The sequence below is a fragment of the Pseudomonas sp. BN414 genome, from assembly GCF_029871275.1.
GTDB classification, from domain to species: domain Bacteria; phylum Pseudomonadota; class Gammaproteobacteria; order Pseudomonadales; family Pseudomonadaceae; genus Metapseudomonas; species Metapseudomonas resinovorans_C.
Map to the genome: position 1 here is coordinate 193,213 of NZ_SSOL01000071.1, position 16,691 is coordinate 209,903.

Sequence of the window (16,691 nt, forward strand, 5' to 3'; positions counted from 1 at the left end):
CTGATGCACCGAGACTCTCAACCTGCCCTAGGGACCAGGTGACGGGGAATTGACGGCACCCGCTGCCGGGGCCTGTGCTGGGGCTGCTGGTGCAGGTTGCGTGCCAGCCCTCTGCAGTGCGGCATCCGGCTTGGCATTGGCGCTACCGACGCCGCTGACACTACGGCGCACATCGAGGTTTCGGGAAATCACCAGCACCACGCGCCGATTGCGCGCCCGCCCTTCAGCCGTAGCGTTATCCGCGACTGGCTGGAACTCGCCATAGCCCACCGCTGCCAGCCGGCGCGGTGCCAGTCCGTCCATGGCGAGCATGCGCACGATGCTGGCGGCGCGCGCCGTGGACAGCTCCCAGTTGGACGGGAACTGCGAGGTGGCGATGGGCAGGTTGTCGGTGAAACCTTCGACGTGTACCGGGTTGTCGTAGGGCGCCAGAATCCTGGCAACCTTCTCGATCAAGGTGAAGGCGACGTCATTAGGGACGGCATCGCCGCTGGGGAACAGCAGGCTGGAGTTCATCTCGATCTCCACCCAGAGTTCGTTGCCGCGCACGTTCAGCTGTTCGGACTTGATCAGGTCGCCGAAGGCATCGCGCACGCTCTGGGCGATCTCCTGCAGCGGATCGGCACCCGGATCGTCGATGGAGGTCTGGCTGCGCTCGCTCTCTTCCACCATGCTGCGGTCGGGTTCGGTGGTGCGCGGCTTCTCCTCGCCCACCGGGATCGGCTTGATCGAACGGTCCGGCTGGTTGAACACGCCGACCAGGGATTCCGAAAGGATCTTGTACTTGCCTTCGTTGATCGAGGAAATGGAGTACATCACCACGAAAAAAGCGAACAGCAGGGTGATGAAGTCCGCGTAGGACACCAGCCAGCGTTCGTGATTCTCATGCTCTTCCTGATGCCGCCTGCGCGCCATGCTCAGCTCCTCAATCCATGAAGCCTTGCAGCTTGAGTTCGATCGATCGAGGGTTCTCGCCTTCGGCGATGGAGAGAATGCCTTCCAGCAGCATTTCGCGGTAACGCGACTGGCGTATGGCGATGGATTTCAGCTTGTTGCCGATCGGCAGAAGCAGCAGGTTGGCGAAGCCGACGCCGTAGATGGTGGCGACGAAGGCTACTGCGATTCCGCCCCCCAGCTGGCTGGGATCGGCCAGATTGCCCATCACATGGATCAGGCCCATGACTGCACCGATGATGCCGATGGTCGGCGCGTAGCCGCCCATGCTCTCGAACACCTTGGCCGCTTGCAGGTCCCGTCCCTCCTGGGTGAAGAGATCGACCTCGAGGATGCTGCGGATGGATTCCGGCTCGGCACCGTCCACCAGCAGCTGCAGGCCCTTGCGAGCGAAGGGATCGGGTTCGCTGTCGGCAACCGGTTCCAGGCCCAGCAGACCCTCCTTGCGCGCGGTCATGCTCCAGTTCACCACGCGGGTGATGCCACCGGCGAGGTCCACCTGGGGCGGGAAGAGAATCCAGCGGAAGATGACCAGCGAGCGCTTGAAGATGCTCATGGGCGTCTGCAGGAATGCCGCGCCCAGGGTGCCGCCCAGAACGATGAGCGCCGCGGGCCCATTGAGCAGGGCCGCGGCGTGACCGCCTTCGAGGTAGTTGCCGCCAATGATGGCGACGAAGGCCAGGATTACCCCGATGAGGCTCAGTACATCCATTACCTGGGTATCTCCATCACATGCACGCCTCGACCAGGTGACGGCCGATATCGTCCAGGCCATACACGGCATCGGCCAGATTGGCCTTCACCACCGCCATGGGCATGCCGTAGATCACGCAGCTGGCTTCGTCCTGGGCCCAGACCTGGCTGCCGCCCTGCTTGAGCAGGCGCGCACCTTCACGTCCGTCGGCACCCATGCCGGTCAGCACCACGGCCAGGACCTTGTCATTGTAGGACTTGGCCGCCGAGCCGAAGGTGATGTCCACGCAGGGCTTGTAGTTGAGGCGCTCGTCACCGGGCAGGATGCGCACCACACCACGGGTGTCGACCATCATCTGCTTGCCGCCGGGGGCCAACAGGGCCAGGCCGGGACGCAGCACGTCGCCATCCTCGGCTTCCTTGACGGTAATCCGGCAGAGCTTGTCCAGGCGCTCGGCGAAGGCCTTGGTAAAGGCCGCCGGCATGTGCTGGACCAGCACCAGCGGCGCCGGGAAATTGGCCGGCAGCTGGGTGAGCACGCGTTGCAGGGCAACCGGCCCGCCGGTGGAGGTGCCGATCGCCACCAGCCGGTAGGCCTTACGCTTTGGGGCAGCGGACGCGGTCGGCGCTGCCGGTGCGGCATGGCTCGGCTGCGCTGGCGCATGAGCGGGACGCGCCGGGATGCTGGCCGCAGGCGACGGGGCCGAATGAGTCGGATGCGCGGTAGCACTGAAGCTGCTGTAGCGGCGGTTGCTGCGCGCGATGCTGTGCACTTTCTCGCAGAGCAGTTGCTTGACCTTTTCGGGGGTGCGCGAGATGTCCTCGAAATTCTTCGGCAGGAAATCCACCGCACCGGCATCCAGGGCGTCGAGGGTGACGCGGGCGCCTTCGTGGGTCAGCGAGGAAAACATCAGGACCGGCGTCGGGCAGCGTTGCATGATGTGCCGCACTGCGGTGATGCCGTCCATCATCGGCATCTCGTAGTCCATGGTGATGACATCGGGCTTGAGCGCCAGCGCCTGGTCAATGGCTTCGCGGCCATTGGTGGCAGTGCCCACCACCTGGATATTGGGGTCGGAAGAAAGGATTTCCGAGACACGGCGGCGGAAGAACCCGGAGTCATCCACCACCAGAACCTTGACTGCCATAAGAAAAAAGCTCCTAGCGGGCGGCCAGTCCTGGCCGCCCCAGATCAACCACGGCGTGCGTAATGCTTGAGCATGCTCGGCACGTCGAGGATCAGTGCGATACGGCCGTCACCGGTAATGGTGGCACCGGACATGCCCGGCGTTCCCTGGAGCATCTTGCCGAGCGGCTTGATCACCACTTCTTCCTGGCCTACCAGTTGGTCGACCACGAAGCCGATGCGCTGGGTGCCCACGGAGAGGATCACCACATGGCCCTCCCCCTGCTCCTCGACCGCTGCATCACGCACCAGCCAGCGCTTGAGGTAGAAGAGCGGCAGTGCCTTGTCGCGGACGATCACCACTTCCTGGCCATCCACCACGTTGGTGCGCGACAGGTCGAGGTGGAAGATCTCGTTGACGTTCACCAGCGGGAAGGCGAAGGCCTGGTTGCCCAGCATCACCATCAGCGTCGGCATGATCGCCAGGGTCAGCGGGACCTTGATGACGATCTTCGAGCCCGCGCCCTTCTGCGAAAACACGTTCACGGTGCCGTTGAGCTGGGAGATCTTGGTCTTCACCACATCCATGCCGACGCCGCGGCCGGACACGTCGGAAATCTCGGTCTTGGTCGAGAAGCCCGGGGCGAAGATCAGGTTGTAGCACTCCAGTTCGGTCAGGCGTTCGGCAGCATCCTTGTCCAGCAGCCCTTTCTCCACCGCCTTGGCACGCAGCACGGCTGCATCCATGCCCTTGCCGTCGTCGGTGATCATCAGGAGGATGTGGTCGCCTTCCTGCTCGGCAGAAAGGACAACCCGGCCGGTGCGCGGCTTGCCAGCGGCCTCGCGCTCATCGGGCGATTCGATACCGTGGTCGACGGCATTGCGAACCAGGTGAACCAGCGGATCGGCCAGGGCCTCCACCAGGTTCTTGTCCAGGTCGGTTTCCTCGCCCACCAGCTCGAGGTTGATTTCCTTCTTCAGGTTTCGCGCCAGGTCACGAACCAGGCGCGGGAAACGGCCGAAGACTTTCTTGATCGGCTGCATCCGCGTTTTCATCACGGCGGTCTGCAGATCGGCAGTGACCACGTCCAGGTTGGACACGGCCTTGGCCATGGACTCGTCGCCGCTGTTGGAACCCAGGCGTACCAGACGGTTACGCACCAGCACCAGCTCGCCGACCATGTTCATGATTTCGTCCAGGCGCGCGGTATCCACCCGAACGGTGGTTTCCGCTTCGCTGACCACTGCAGGGCCGGCAGCACCATTGCCAGCGGCTGCCGGTGCGGCGGGCTGACGGGGCGCCGGGGCCGGTTCGGCCTTGGCGGCGGGCCTGGCAGCCGGAGCCGGAGCAGCAACGGGTGCGGGACGGCTGACAGCGGCAGCGGCAACCGGTTCTTCAGTAGCGCCGTTGAACTTGCCCTTACCGTGCAGCTGGTCGAGCAGCGCTTCGAACTCGTCGTCGGTGATGTTTTCACCAGCGCCAGCGACCGGGGCGGCCGGCACGACGGGCGCGGGCGGGGTGATGGCTGCCACTTCGGTGGCGCCATTGAACTTGCCCTTGCCATGCAACTGGTCGAGCAGGTCCTCGAACTCGTCGTCGGAGATTTCATCGCCACCGCCAGCGGTGACCAGGGCGCTCACCGGAGCGCTGGCTGCTACGGCGGCTTCCGGCTCCGCTACAGCCGCGAACTTGCCCTTGCCGTGCAGTTGGTCGAGCAGTGCTTCGAATTCGTCGTCGGTGATTTCATCGGCAGTGGCAGCAGCAGCGACGGGCTCGGCGGTGCCACCGACGTTATCGCCCAGCGCGTCGAGCAACTGCTCGAACTCGCTGTCGGTGATATCGGCGTTCGCTTCGACGCGAGCCGGCTCGGCGATCACCGGAGCCGGAGCTGCCGGAGCGGCGGCCACGGGCTCGTCACCGGCAGGTTCGGCCAGGCGCGACAAGGCAGCCAGCAGTTCCGGCGTTGCGGGCGTCGGTTCACTGCGCTCACGCACTTCGCGGAACATTTCATTGACCGTGTCCAGCGCCTGCAGCACCACGTCCATCAGCTCGGCATCCACGCGGCGTTCGCCCTTGCGCAGGATGTCGAAGACGTTTTCGGCGATATGGCAGCACTCCACCAGAGCGTTCAGCTGGAGGAAGCCCGCGCCACCTTTCACGGTATGGAAACCACGGAAAATCGCGTTGAGCAGGTCCATGTCGTCCGGGCGGCTTTCCAGCTCGACCAGCTGCTCGGACAATTGCTCCAGAATCTCGCCGGCCTCTACCAGGAAGTCCTGGAGGATTTCTTCATCGGCGTCGAAGCTCATAAGTGGAGTGCTCCCTAAAACCCAAGGCTGGATAGCAGATCGTCGACGTCGTCCTGTCCGGACACCACGTCCTCACGTATATCGGCATGGATCTGCGGACCTTCACCCCTGGAAGGATTTTTTTGTTGTTCCAGCTCTGCGCGCAGCGCGGCGTGGTCGTGCTCGATGCCGGCGTAGCGATCGACCTGGCTGGCCATCATCACCAGCTTGACCAGGTTGCTTTCCACCTCGGTGACCAGTTGCGTGACGCGCTTGATCACCTGGCCGGTGAGGTCCTGGTAGTCCTGTGCGAGCAGGATGTCGTTGAGCTTCCCGGACAGCGCATCGGTGTCGCGCTGGCTGCGGGCGAGGAATTGCTCGATGCGGCGGGCCAGGTCACGGAATCCGTCCGCGCCGATTTCCCGACGCATGAAGCGGCCCCATTCCTCACCCAGCTTCTGGGCTTCGTCGCTCAGGCCGCCCAGCAGCGGCGCGCTTTCCTCCACCAGATCCATGGTGCGGTTCGCGGCCTTTTCGGTCATCTGCACCACATAGGAAAGGCGGTCGGTCGCATCGGCGATCTGCGACATCTCCTTGGCATGGGGCAGGTGCGGGTCGATCTGGAAGTTGACGATGGCGTTGTGCAGCTCACGGGTGAGCTTGCCGACTTCCTGGTAGAGGCCGCGATCACGGACGTGATTGAGTTCGTGGATGAGTTGTACGGCGTCGGTGAAGTTGCCTTTTTCGAGGCTGTCCACCAGTTCCCGCGCACGGTCTTTCAGGGTCGACTCGAAGTCTCCCAGCAGGTGTTCTTTCTGGTCCATGGTGCCCTCGCGGCTGACATTCAGCCGTTGACCCGCTCGAAGATCTTCTCGATTTTTTCTTTCAGGACCTGGGCAGTGAAAGGCTTGACCACATAGCCGTTCACACCGGCCTGGGCCGCTTCGATGATCTGGTCGCGCTTGGCCTCGGCAGTCACCATCAGCACCGGCAGGTGTTTCAGGCGCTCATCGGCGCGTACCGCGCGCAGCAGGTCGATACCGGTCATGCCGGGCATGTTCCAGTCGGTCACGAGGAAGTCGAAGTTGCCGCTGTGCAGCATGGGCAGGGCGGTGGTGCCATCGTCCGCTTCGGCGGTATTGGTGAATCCCAAGTCGCGCAAGAGGTTCTTGATGATGCGTCTCATCGTCGAGAAATCATCAACGATGAGGATTTTCATGTTCTTGTCCAAGTCGACCTCCGTACAGTCTCAAACGTCCCTCTTGCCGGGGACGCCATCCAAATCTGAAAGCGGTGTACCGTTCAGCGCGCGCGCCACTCGCCGAGCCGTGCGCGCAGGCGTGCGGCGCACTGGCTATGCAACTGGCTGACACGTGATTCGCTGACCCCCAGCACTTCACCGATTTCCTTCAAGTTCAGTTCTTCGTCGTAATACAGCGCCAGCACCAGGCGCTCACGCTCCGGCAGGTTCGCGATGGCATCAGCCAGCGCGGCCTGGAAACGGTCTTCTTCCAGATCATGGGAAGGCGAGAATTGGGTGACACCGGCGTCCTCGTGCACACCGCCCTGCTCGCCGTCCTGCAACAGGTCGTCGAAGCTGAACAGGCGGCTGCCCAAGGTGTCGCTCAGGATGCCGTAGTAGTCTTCGAGACTCAATCCAAGTTCGGCAGCAACTTCCTGATCTTTAGCGTCGCGACCTGTTCGGGCCTCGATGGTGCGGATCGCGTCACTCACCATGCGCGTGTTGCGGTGCACCGAACGTGGCGCCCAGTCGCCCTTGCGGACCTCGTCGAGCATGGCCCCGCGGATGCGGATGCCGGCGTAGGTTTCGAAACTGGCACCCTTGCTGCCATCGTATTTCTTCGAGGCTTCGAGCAGTCCGATCATCCCAGACTGCATGAGGTCTTCCACCTGAACGCTGGCCGGAAGGCGCGCGAGCAGGTGATAGGCGATGCGCTTGACCAGGGGGGCGTAGCGTTCGATCAGCTGATGTTGCGAATCCCTTGCCTGTGCCTTGCCGTACATACGCAGCCCCGTGGCGGGTGTCATACAGGGGTTTCCGTGGACGGCTGCCGGACCAGCCGCTCGACGAAGAACTCCAGGTGGCCCCGCGGATTGGCCGGCAGCGGCCAGCTGTCGACCTTCTGTGCGATGGCCTTGAACGCCAGGGAGCACTTCGAGCGCGGGAAGGCTTCATAGACCGCGCGTTGCTTCTGCACGGCCTTGCGCACCGATTCGTCATAGGGGACGGCGCCCACGTACTGCAGGGCGACATCGAGGAAGCGATCGGTAACCTTGGTCAGCTTGGCGAACAGGTTGCGCCCTTCCTGCGGGCTGTGGGCCATGTTGGCCAGCACGCGGAAGCGGCTCATGCCGTAGTCGCGGTTGAGCAGTTTGATCAGCGCGTAGGCGTCGGTGATGGAGGTGGGTTCGTCGCAGACCACCACTATCACTTCCTGGGCGGCACGGACGAAGCTGACCACCGAATCGCCGATGCCGGCGGCGGTGTCGATCACCAGCACGTCGAGGTTGTCGCTGATCTCGCTGAATGCCTGGATCAGGCCGGCGTGCTGCATGGGCGAAAGCTGCACCATGCTCTGGGTGCCGGAGGCGGCCGGGACGATGCGAATGCCCCCCGGCCCCTGCAACAGCACGTCGCGCAGGTCGCATTCGCCATTGATCACATCGGCCAGGGTGCGCTTGGCGGTAAGGCCGAGCAGGACGTCGACGTTGGCCAGGCCGAGGTCGGCGTCCAACAACATGACGCGGCGGCCGAGATCGGCCAGGGCCAGCGAGAGGTTGACGGACACGTTGGTCTTGCCAACGCCGCCCTTGCCGCCGGTCACCGCGATCACCTGTACGGGATGCATACTACCCATTTCAAATACCTTGCCTTAGGGGCCAGTTTGGCGGTCCAGCACCGCCCCACACGGGGCGGCTCACAATTCTTCAACCGGCGCGGCGCGCCGGATTCTGGTAAAGCCCGGCGAACAGATCGGCCATGGCTTCTTCACTCGGGTCCTCCGGAGCCTGGAGGCTGACCGCACGACTCACCAGCTGGTGGCTGCGCGGAACCTGCAGATCATCCGGGATTCGCGGGCCGTCGGCCAGATAGGCTACCGGGAGATGCTGGCCGATAGCCAGTCCCAATACCTCGCCCAGGCTGGCGGCTTCATCCGCCTTGGTGATGATGCAACCGACCAGGCCGCAACGCTTGTAGCTGTGATAGGCCGCCTTGAGCACCTGGCTCTGGCTGGTGGCCGCCATCACCAGGTGATTCTTCGCGTTTATCGCCCGGCTGGCCAGCGCTTCGAGCTGCATGGTCAGGGCCGGATCGTTGACCGGCAGACCGGCGGTATCGATCAGCACCACACGCTTGCGGGCCAGGGGCGCGATGGCCTGGGTCAGGGATTGGCCCGGATCGACGAGGGTCACCGGCACATTGAGGATTCGGCCCAGGGTCTTGATCTGCTCCTGGGCGCCGATGCGGAAACTGTCCATGCTCACCAGGGCGACGTTTTGCGCGCCGTACTTGAGCACGTAGCGGGCAGCCATCTTGGCCAGGGTTGTGGTCTTGCCCATGCCGGCCGGACCGACCAGGGCGATCACGCCACCCTCTTCCATCGGTTCGATCTGCGGCGTGCGAATGGCGTGAGCCAGGTGCGCCAGCAGCATGCGCCAGGCCTGGCGCGGCTCGCTGACTTTGGCCACTTTGTCCAGCAGGGCGCGGGCCAGTTCAGCCGGCAGGCCCATGCGCTGCAGGCGGCGCCAGAGGCTGGCCTGCTGCGGGCGGCGGCTCTGCATCTGGCCCCAGGCGATGGAGCCGAGTTGCACTTCGATCAGTTCACGCAGGCCGCTCAGTTCGAAGCGCATGGCATCCAGGGCGGCCTGATCCACGGCAGCGGGCTGGGGCGCACTGACGGGCTCCACAGCACGGGGTACCGCGCGAGGGCGATTCATGGCAGCGGCCAGGGCGGATTCCGGCAGCTCCGACTCGATGGCGGTCAGGGGCTCCCCGGCGAACAATTGACGGTCCTTGCCGGCGTCGGCCTGAGCACGGGTGGTCAACTCAGCCTGGGCTTCGGCAATGCGCGCCTGGGTCTTGCGCAACTCCGCCTCGAGGGCCGGGTTCGGCCTGCTCGGGGCCGCTGCCGGCATCGGGTAGTCCAGCGCCGCGGTCAGCTCGACACCGCCGGCGACACGGCGGTTACCGATGATGGCGGCATCCGCGCCCAGTTCATCACGCACCAGCTTCATGGCTTGACGCATATCGGCGGCGAAGAAACGTTTGACCTGCATGGCCGTTGACCTCGGTTAGTTCTGCCCCACAGTCGCAACTATGGTGACCTGCTTGTTGTCCGGTATTTCCTGGTAGGCCAGTACGTGCATGGTTGGCACGGCGAGCCTTGCGAAGCGCGACATCATCGCCCGGATCGGTCCGGCCACCAGCAGGATCGCCTGCTTGCCGAGCATTTCCTGGCGCTGCGCCGCTTCCACCAGGGAACGTTGCAGCTTCTCGGCCATTCCGGGTTCGAGGAGAACGCCATCTTCCGAACCTTGTCCGGCCTTCTGCAGGCTATTCAGCAATATCTGTTCCAACCTGGGTTCCAGAGTGATCACAGGCAGCTCCGGCTCTAGTCCTACAATGCTTTGCACGATTGCGCGCGCCAGCGAGACACGGACCGCCGCGACCAACGCGGCGGGATCTTGACTCTTCGGCGCGATGTTCGCGATGGCTTCGGCGATGGTGCGGATGTCACGTACCGGCACCTGCTCTTGCAGCAGGGCCTGGAGCACCTTGAGCAGGGTCGACAGCGACACCATGCCCGGCACCAGCTCTTCGGCCAGACGTGGCGAGCTCTTGGCCAGGTTCTGCATCAGTTGCTGGACTTCTTCATGGCCGAGCAACTCGTGGGCGTGCTTGTGCAGCACCTGATTCAGGTGAGTGGCGACCACGGTGCCGGCATCGACCACGGTGTAGCCGAGCGACTGCGCCTGATCACGCTGGCTGGCGTCGATCCACACCGCCTCCAGGCCGAACGCCGGATCCTTGGCGGCGACCCCATTGAGGGTGCCGAACACCTGGCCGGGGTTGATCGCCAGTTCGCGGTCCGGATAAACCTCCGCCTCGGCCACGCTGACGCCCATCAGCGTCAAGCGATAGGCGTTGGGCAGCAGGTCGAGGTTGTCGCGGATATGCACCGAGGGCATCAGGAAGCCCATTTCCTGGGACAGCTTCTTGCGTACGCCCTTGATCCGAGCCAGCAACTGGCCGCCCTGGTTGCGGTCCACCAGCGGAATCAGGCGGTAGCCCACTTCCAGGCCGACGAGGTCCACCGGGGTCACGTCGTCCCAGCCGAGCTCCTTGGTTTCCTGTGCACGTTGAGCCGGCAGCAATTCCTGCTGACGCTGCTCCTCCTGCACCGCCTGCTCCTTGACTTGCTTCTGCCGATGCCAGATCCACCAGGCACCGCCGGCAGCCACCAGGCCCAGGCCAACGAACGACACGTGCGGCATGCCCGGCACCAGGCCCATGGCAATGAGGATCATCGCGGATACCGCCAGCGCCTTGGGCGAGGCGAACATCTGGCGATTGACCTGCTGCCCCATGTCTTCGGACGAGGACACGCGGGTCACCATGATGGCCGCCGCGGTGGACAGCAGCAGCGACGGAATCTGCGCCACCAGGCCGTCGCCGATGGTCAGCAGCGAGTAGATGCGGCCGGCGTCGCTGAAGCTCAGGCCATGCTGCAGCATGCCGATGGCCATGCCGCCGATGAGGTTGATGAAGAGGATCAGCAGGCCGGCGATGGCGTCGCCGCGTACGAACTTGCTCGCACCGTCCATGGAGCCGTAGAAGTCGGCTTCCTGGGAAACCTCGGAACGGCGTTTCTTGGCCTCGGCCTGATCGATGAGGCCAGCGTTGAGGTCGGCGTCGATGGCCATCTGCTTGCCGGGCATGGCGTCCAGGGTGAAACGCGCACTCACTTCGGAGATACGTCCGGCACCCTTGGTGACCACCACGAAGTTGATGATCATCAGGATCGCGAAGACCACGGCACCGACCACGTAGTTGCCGCCCACCACCACGTCGCCGAAGGCCTGGATCACCTTGCCGGCGGCATCGTGGCCGTCCTGGCCGTGAAGCAGCACCACGCGGGTGGACGCGACGTTCAGCGCCAGACGCAACAGGGTCGCTACCAGCAGGATGGTGGGGAAGACGGCGAAGTCCAACGGGCGCAAGGCGTACACGGACACCAGCAGGACGACGATGGACAGGGCGATGTTGAAGGTGAAGAAGACGTCCAGCAGGAACGGCGGCACCGGCAGGGTCATCATGCCCAGCATCACCAGCACCAGCAGCGGCACCCCGAGGTTGCCGCGGCCCATGCCGATCAGGTTACTGCGGACATTGCCGATCAGTTGCGTACGATCCACTGCTACTCCCCTACCCCTTTCGCGAAGCATCGCTCCGCACATCCAATCTTTTGACGCCAGACGGCGTCTCGATCCCCTTTGTGCAAGAAGCTTTCCAACTTCGTTAAGGGATTGATTGCAAGGGAGTAAGGAGCTGTTCCTGTGGGGGCGAATTCATTCGCAAAGGGCGGCGAAGCTGCCCCATCTGATTCTGCTGGGCAGGTCTTCGACCTGCTTAGCGAATAAATTCGCCCCCACAAAAAACGAGCAGACCAGGAGCAATGTCACTCATCCCGCCGCAAATCCGCCGGAATGGGCAGGTCGTTCAGCGGCGCCGGGCGCTTGCCTCGACCAGCGCGGAACTGCTTGAGCTGATAGACGTAGGCGAGGACCTGGGCAACCGCCAGGTAGAGACCGGCCGGGATTTCCTGGTCCAGCTCGGTGGAGTAGTACACCGCCCGCGCCAGCGCTGGGGATTCCAGCACGGTGATCTGGCTCTCCTGGGCGATCTCGCGGATCTTCAGTGCGGTGAAGTCATTACCCTTGGCCAGCAGCATCGGCGCGCCGCCCTTTTCGGCGTCGTACTTGAGCGCCACGGCGAAGTGGGTCGGGTTGGTGATGACCACATCGGCCTGGGGCACGGCGGCCATCATGCGCCGCTCGGCCATTTCGCGCTGGAGTCGGCGGATTCGCGACTTGACCTCGGGCTTGCCCTCGGAGTCCTTGTACTCGTCGCGCACTTCCTGCTTGGTCATCATCAGCTTCTGCTTGTTGTCCCAGAGCTGGAAAGGCACGTCCACGGCGGCGATGAGGATCAGGCCGCAGGCAAGCCAGACCGCGCTCCAGCCCACTACCTGGACGCTGTGCAGGATGGCCATGTCCAGCGGCTCATGGGCGATGGCGAGAAGATCGTCACGGTCAGAATTGAGCACCGCGAGCGCCACCAGCAGGATCAGCGCGAACTTGGCCAGCGCCTTGAGCAGTTCCGCCAATGCATGCAGCGAGAACATCCGTTTGAGCCCGGAAAGCGGGTTCATGCGGCTGGACTTGGGCATCAGCGATTCGGTTGAGAACAGCCAGCCACCCAGGGAAATCGGGCCGACAATGGAAACGACCAGCAGGGTGATCAGCAAGGGCAACACTGCGTCCAGCGCCATCTTGCCCGAGGTGAGCAGGAACAACCCCATGCTGCGCTCATCCATCAGCACGGCGCGCGGCAGGTCGAAGTTGCTGTGCATCAGCTTCATCAGCATGTCGGCCATGCCGCCACCGGTTGCGAGGACGCCACCCGCCCCAGCCAGGGTCACGGCCAGGGTATTGAGCTCCCGGGAACGGGCGATCTGGCCCTTATCGCGGGCTTCCTGCAACCGTTTGCCTGTGGGTTCCTCGCTCTTATCGGCCCCACTCTCACTCTCTGCCACGGCTCACCTCAGCAGTAGGCCCGGGAAACCGCCGGGACGGGTAAGGGATTGTTCATCGCGCCCTCGCCAGCTCACGCATGAGCTGCAGTGCGTCGCCAGCCAGTACCTGGTACTGGCTGAGGATGTCGGCCATGCCGATCCAGACGATCACCAGGCCTAGCGCCAGCGTCAGCGGGAAGCCGATGGAGAAGATGTTCAGCTGCGGCGCCGCACGGGTCATCACGCCAAATGCCAGGTTGACCACCAGCAGCGCGGTGATCGCCGGCAGCGACAGCAGCAAGCCGGCGCCCATCACCCAGCCAAGCTTGCCGGCCACTTCCCAATGATGGCTGGTCAGCAACCCGCCACCCACCGGGAGGGTGACGAAGCTTTCGGCGAGAATCTCGAACACCACCAGATGACCGTTCATGGAGAGGAACAGCAGGGTCACCAGCATCAGGTAGAACTGGCCGAGCACCGGCACCGAAACGCCGTTAGTGGGATCGACCATGGAGGCGAAACCCAGGCCCATCTGCATCGAGATGATCTGCCCCGCCACCACGAAAGCATGGAAGAACAGCTGCAGCACGAAACCGAGCAAAGCCCCGATCAGAATCTGCTCGCCAATCAGAAGGATGTTGCCGAGGTTGATCGCATCCACCTGCGGCATGGGCGGCAAGGTCGGCACCAGTACCACGGCAATCGCCAGCGCCAGGTACAGGCGAACCCGCGTCGGCACGAGCTGGGTGCCGATGATCGGCATGGTCATCAGCAGCGCGGCAATGCGGAACAGTGGCAGCACGAAGCTGCCGACCCAGCCGCCGATCTGTGCGTCGCTGAGTTCGAGCATGGTCAGCCGATCAGCATCGGGATGTTCTGATAGAGCGTCTGGATGTACTCCATCAGTTGGCGAGTGAGCCAGGGGCCGGCCCAGATCAGGGTGAGCAGCATCACCAGCAGGCGCGGCAGGAAGCTCAGCGTCTGTTCGTTGATCTGCGTGGCTGCCTGGAACATGGCGACGATCAGGCCGACCACCAGGCTCGGCACCACCAGGATGCCGACGATCAGGCAGGTCAGCCAGAGCGCTTCACGGAACAGGTCGACTGCAACTTCCGGAGTCATCGCAACTCTCCTAGACGCCGCCGAAACTGCCGGCAAGGGTGCCGATGATCAGGGCCCAGCCATCCACCAGGACGAAGAGCATGATCTTGAACGGCAGGGAGATGATCAGGGGCGAGAGCATCATCATGCCCATCGCCATCAGCACGCTGGCCACCACCAGGTCGATGATCAGGAACGGGATGAAGATCATGAAGCCGATCTGGAAGGCGGTCTTCAGCTCGGAGGTGACGAAGGCCGGCACCAGGATGGTCAGCGGCGCGGCATCCGGGCTGGGGATGTCGGTGCGCTTGGACAGCCGCATGAACAGGTCGAGGTCGCTGGCACGGGTCTGCGCCAGCATGAAGTTCTTGATCGGCACTTCGGCCTTGGCGATCGCATCCTGGGCCGTCATCTGCTCATTGAGATAGGGCTGCAGCGCCTCGCGGTTCACCTGGTCGAACACCGGCGCCATGATGAACATCGTCAGGAACAGGGCCAGGCCAATCAGGATCTGGTTCGACGGCGTCTGCTGCAATCCCAGCGCCTGGCGCAGGATGGAGAAGACGATGATGATCCGGGTGAAGCTGGTCATCAGCATGACGAACGCTGGAATGAAGCTCAGCGCCGTCATGATCAGCAGGATCTGCAGGCTTACCGAGTATTCCTGCTGTCCTTCAGGGTTGGTGGACAAGGTGATGGCGGGAACCGACAGCGGATTGTCGGCGCCAAGCGCCAGGGGCGCGGCCAACACCAGCAGCAGCGCAATGAGGAGGCGGGGCATCAGTGCTTGTCCTTGCCGAGCAATTCCATCAGTCGTTGGGCGAATTCCGGGCTGGCGGTCTGGGCGTCAGCCAGTTGCACGGGCTCTTTCAGCACATGCAGCGGCGTGATGCGGCCAGCGCTGATGCCGAGCAGGATCTGCTCACCGCCCACTTGCACCAGCACCAGTCGGTCACGCGGGCCGAGGGCCTGGCTGGCCACCAGCTTGATCACCTGGCCGCTTCGTGGACCGAGCTGCTGCACCCGGCGCAGCAGCCAGGCGAGCACAAAGATCAGCCCCACCACCAGCAACAGGCCAATGGCCAGTTGGCCCAGCTGCGCAGCCATGCCGCTGCCAGCCTGGGCGGCCGCTGCAGCGGGAGGTGGCGTGGTTACTGCGGTTTCAGCGGCGAAGCCGCCGAGGGGCAGCAGAAACAGCCCGGCAAGAAGAAAACGGCGCATGGTTTCAGCGCAGCTTCTTGATGCGTTCGCTCGGGCTGATCACATCGGTCAGCCGGATACCGAACTTCTCGTTGACCACCACCACTTCGCCGTGGGCGATCAGCGTGCCGTTGACCAGCACGTCCAGCGGCTCGCCGGCCAGTCGGTCAAGCTCGATCACCGAGCCCTGGTTGAGCTGCAGCAGGTTGCGGATGGTGATGTCGGTGTTGCCCACTTCCATGGAAATGGACACCGGGATATCCAGGATCACATCCAGGTTCGGGCCGTCGAGGCTGACCGGACCGCTGGCCTTGGGTACGCTGCCGAACTCTTCCATGGGCGCGCGTGGAGAACTCGGAGCGGAGGAGCCCTGGTTCATCAGTGCGTCGATATCGTCCTGGGAAGCGTCACCTGCCTCGGCCAGGGCCGCAGCCCACTCATCGGCCAGGGCCTGTTCTTCTGGGGTGGTGTCCATGTCGTTTGCCATCGCTTGACCTCGGCTGGCTCTGAATTCGTGGGAAACGCGCAATCAGCGCTGGCGTTCGATCGGTTCGAGGATCTGCAGGGACAGGTTGCCCTTGTGCGACCCCAGCTTGGCCTTGAAGGCCGGCACGCCATTGGCGCGCATGATCATGTGCTCGGGCATCTCTACCGGGATCACATCGCCCGGCTGCATGTGCAGGATGTCCCGCAATTTGAGCTGACGGCGCACCACGGTGGCAGCCACCGGCACGCTGACGTCGAGGATGTCCTCGCGCAGTGCCTTGATCCAGCGTTCGTCCTGGTCGTCGACATCGGACTGGAAGCCGGCGTCGAGCATCTCGCGGATCGGCTCGATCATCGAATAGGGCATGGTGATGTGCAGGTCGCCACCACCGCCATCCAGTTCGATGTGGAAGGTGGATACGACCACCACTTCGCTGGGGCTGACGATATTGGCCAGTGCCGGGTTCACTTCGGAGTTGATGTACTCGAAGTTCACATCCATCACCGCGTGCCAGGCCTCGGCCAGGTCGACGAAGGCCTGGTCCAGGACCATGCGCACGACGCGCAGCTCGGTAGGCGTGAACTCGCGACCCTCGATCTTGGCGTGACGGCCGTCGCCACCGAAGAAGTTGTCCACCAGCTTGAACACCAGCTTGGCGTCGAGGATGAACAGTGAGGTACCGCGCAGCGGCTTCATCTTCACCAGGTTGAGGCTGGTGGGCACATAGAGCGAATGCACATATTCGCCGAACTTCATCACCTGCACGCCGCCGACCGCCACGTCGGCGGAGCGCCGCAGGAGGTTGAACATGCTGATGCGGGTATAGCGGGCGAAGCGCTCGTTGATCATTTCCAGGGTCGGCATGCGCCCCCGGACGATGCGGTCCTGGCTGGTCAGGTCATAGCTTTTGACACTGCTAGGGTCCGCATCGGTTTCGGTTTCAACCAGGCCATCGTCGACGCCGTGCAGCAGCGCGTCGATTTCATCCTGGGACAGCAGGTCTTGAACAGCCATGGTTGTACCT

17 protein-coding genes are annotated in these 16,691 nt (G+C 63.7%); all 17 read right to left on the reverse strand.

All coding sequences use genetic code 11. From position 1 onward, the window contains the following. Positions 1-27: 27 nt before the first annotated feature. The 17 genes from motD to fliM all read right to left on the reverse strand — a co-directional run bounded on the left by motD (position 28) and on the right by fliM (position 16,681). Entirely contained in the window at positions 28-915 is an 888-nt protein-coding gene (motD, locus tag E8E95_RS18950) for a flagellar motor protein MotD (protein ID WP_280352755.1), read from the reverse strand. Between the two features lie 10 nt (positions 916-925). After that, the gene (locus tag E8E95_RS18955; protein WP_077521941.1) at positions 926-1,666 is read right to left on the reverse strand and encodes a flagellar motor protein; all 741 of its coding nucleotides are present in this window, start codon (positions 1,664-1,666) and stop codon (positions 926-928) included. A 16-nt stretch (positions 1,667-1,682) separates the two neighbouring features. Beyond that, positions 1,683-2,795 carry a chemotaxis response regulator protein-glutamate methylesterase gene (locus E8E95_RS18960; protein ID WP_280352758.1) on the reverse strand — a complete coding sequence of 371 codons (1,113 nt, stop codon included), beginning with the start codon at positions 2,793-2,795 and terminating at the stop codon, positions 1,683-1,685. A 44-nt stretch (positions 2,796-2,839) separates the two neighbouring features. Beyond that, positions 2,840-5,083, reverse strand: coding sequence for a chemotaxis protein CheA (locus tag E8E95_RS18965; RefSeq protein ID WP_280352760.1), 2,244 nt, complete (start codon positions 5,081-5,083; stop codon positions 2,840-2,842). A 14-nt stretch (positions 5,084-5,097) separates the two neighbouring features. Continuing rightward, complete coding sequence (locus tag E8E95_RS18970; protein ID WP_280352762.1) at positions 5,098-5,886, reverse strand: protein phosphatase CheZ; 789 nt, start codon at positions 5,884-5,886, stop codon at positions 5,098-5,100. A gap of 20 nt (positions 5,887-5,906) precedes the next feature. After that, positions 5,907-6,281 (reverse strand): chemotaxis response regulator CheY, encoded by a 375-nt coding sequence (locus E8E95_RS18975; RefSeq protein WP_003083073.1) that lies wholly within the window; start codon positions 6,279-6,281, stop codon positions 5,907-5,909. Positions 6,282-6,364: 83 nt separating this feature from the next. Then, positions 6,365-7,111, reverse strand: coding sequence for an RNA polymerase sigma factor FliA (gene fliA / locus E8E95_RS18980; protein ID WP_028626565.1), 747 nt, complete (start codon positions 7,109-7,111; stop codon positions 6,365-6,367). Continuing rightward, the gene (gene fleN, locus E8E95_RS18985; RefSeq protein ID WP_179060636.1) at positions 7,108-7,941 is read right to left on the reverse strand and encodes a flagellar synthesis regulator FleN; all 834 of its coding nucleotides are present in this window, start codon (positions 7,939-7,941) and stop codon (positions 7,108-7,110) included. Before fleN ends, fliA begins: the two co-directional genes overlap by 4 nt. A gap of 70 nt (positions 7,942-8,011) precedes the next feature. Beyond that, the gene (gene flhF, locus E8E95_RS18990; RefSeq protein ID WP_280352766.1) at positions 8,012-9,361 is read right to left on the reverse strand and encodes a flagellar biosynthesis protein FlhF; all 1,350 of its coding nucleotides are present in this window, start codon (positions 9,359-9,361) and stop codon (positions 8,012-8,014) included. Between the two features lie 15 nt (positions 9,362-9,376). Beyond that, positions 9,377-11,500, reverse strand: coding sequence for a flagellar biosynthesis protein FlhA (gene flhA, locus E8E95_RS18995; RefSeq protein WP_280352768.1), 2,124 nt, complete (start codon positions 11,498-11,500; stop codon positions 9,377-9,379). Between the two features lie 263 nt (positions 11,501-11,763). Then, positions 11,764-12,900, reverse strand: coding sequence for a flagellar biosynthesis protein FlhB (gene flhB, locus E8E95_RS19000; protein ID WP_280352769.1), 1,137 nt, complete (start codon positions 12,898-12,900; stop codon positions 11,764-11,766). Between the two features lie 52 nt (positions 12,901-12,952). After that, positions 12,953-13,729, reverse strand: coding sequence for a flagellar biosynthetic protein FliR (gene fliR, locus E8E95_RS19005; protein WP_179060633.1), 777 nt, complete (start codon positions 13,727-13,729; stop codon positions 12,953-12,955). Between the two features lie 2 nt (positions 13,730-13,731). Beyond that, the gene (fliQ, locus tag E8E95_RS19010) at positions 13,732-14,001 is read right to left on the reverse strand and encodes a flagellar biosynthesis protein FliQ (RefSeq protein ID WP_179060632.1); all 270 of its coding nucleotides are present in this window, start codon (positions 13,999-14,001) and stop codon (positions 13,732-13,734) included. 10 nt (positions 14,002-14,011) lie between these two features. Then, complete coding sequence (gene fliP / locus E8E95_RS19015) at positions 14,012-14,761, reverse strand: flagellar type III secretion system pore protein FliP (RefSeq protein ID WP_077521919.1); 750 nt, start codon at positions 14,759-14,761, stop codon at positions 14,012-14,014. Beyond that, positions 14,761-15,201 (reverse strand): flagellar biosynthetic protein FliO, encoded by a 441-nt coding sequence (gene fliO / locus E8E95_RS19020; RefSeq protein ID WP_280352773.1) that lies wholly within the window; start codon positions 15,199-15,201, stop codon positions 14,761-14,763. The genes fliP and fliO overlap by 1 nt, the downstream gene beginning before the upstream one ends. A gap of 4 nt (positions 15,202-15,205) precedes the next feature. Next, a complete protein-coding gene (fliN, locus tag E8E95_RS19025; protein ID WP_280352775.1) occupies positions 15,206-15,667 on the reverse strand; it encodes a flagellar motor switch protein FliN in 462 nt (153 codons plus the stop codon). A 42-nt stretch (positions 15,668-15,709) separates the two neighbouring features. Further along, positions 15,710-16,681, reverse strand: coding sequence for a flagellar motor switch protein FliM (fliM, locus tag E8E95_RS19030; RefSeq protein WP_280352777.1), 972 nt, complete (start codon positions 16,679-16,681; stop codon positions 15,710-15,712). Between the last annotated feature and the right edge of the window lie 10 nt (positions 16,682-16,691).

Excerpts from the sequence above, each read along its gene's own strand:
- motD (WP_280352755.1), bottom strand. The coding sequence starts at position 915 with ATGGCGCGCAGGCGGCATCAGGAAGAGCATGAGAATCACGAACGCTGG.
- E8E95_RS18955 (WP_077521941.1), bottom strand. The coding sequence starts at position 1,666 with ATGGATGTACTGAGCCTCATCGGGGTAATCCTGGCCTTCGTCGCCATC.
- E8E95_RS18960 (WP_280352758.1), bottom strand. The coding sequence starts at position 2,795 with ATGGCAGTCAAGGTTCTGGTGGTGGATGACTCCGGGTTCTTCCGCCGC.
- E8E95_RS18965 (WP_280352760.1), bottom strand. The coding sequence starts at position 5,083 with ATGAGCTTCGACGCCGATGAAGAAATCCTCCAGGACTTCCTGGTAGAG.
- E8E95_RS18970 (WP_280352762.1), bottom strand. The coding sequence starts at position 5,886 with ATGGACCAGAAAGAACACCTGCTGGGAGACTTCGAGTCGACCCTGAAA.
- E8E95_RS18975 (WP_003083073.1), bottom strand. The coding sequence starts at position 6,281 with ATGAAAATCCTCATCGTTGATGATTTCTCGACGATGAGACGCATCATC.
- fliA (WP_028626565.1), bottom strand. The coding sequence starts at position 7,111 with ATGACACCCGCCACGGGGCTGCGTATGTACGGCAAGGCACAGGCAAGG.
- fleN (WP_179060636.1), bottom strand. The coding sequence starts at position 7,941 with ATGGGTAGTATGCATCCCGTACAGGTGATCGCGGTGACCGGCGGCAAG.
- flhF (WP_280352766.1), bottom strand. The coding sequence starts at position 9,361 with ATGCAGGTCAAACGTTTCTTCGCCGCCGATATGCGTCAAGCCATGAAG.
- fliR (WP_179060633.1), bottom strand. The coding sequence starts at position 13,729 with ATGCTCGAACTCAGCGACGCACAGATCGGCGGCTGGGTCGGCAGCTTC.
- fliQ (WP_179060632.1), bottom strand. The coding sequence starts at position 14,001 with ATGACTCCGGAAGTTGCAGTCGACCTGTTCCGTGAAGCGCTCTGGCTG.
- fliP (WP_077521919.1), bottom strand. The coding sequence starts at position 14,761 with ATGCCCCGCCTCCTCATTGCGCTGCTGCTGGTGTTGGCCGCGCCCCTG.
- fliO (WP_280352773.1), bottom strand. The coding sequence starts at position 15,201 with ATGCGCCGTTTTCTTCTTGCCGGGCTGTTTCTGCTGCCCCTCGGCGGC.
- fliN (WP_280352775.1), bottom strand. The coding sequence starts at position 15,667 with ATGGCAAACGACATGGACACCACCCCAGAAGAACAGGCCCTGGCCGAT.
- fliM (WP_280352777.1), bottom strand. The coding sequence starts at position 16,681 with ATGGCTGTTCAAGACCTGCTGTCCCAGGATGAAATCGACGCGCTGCTG.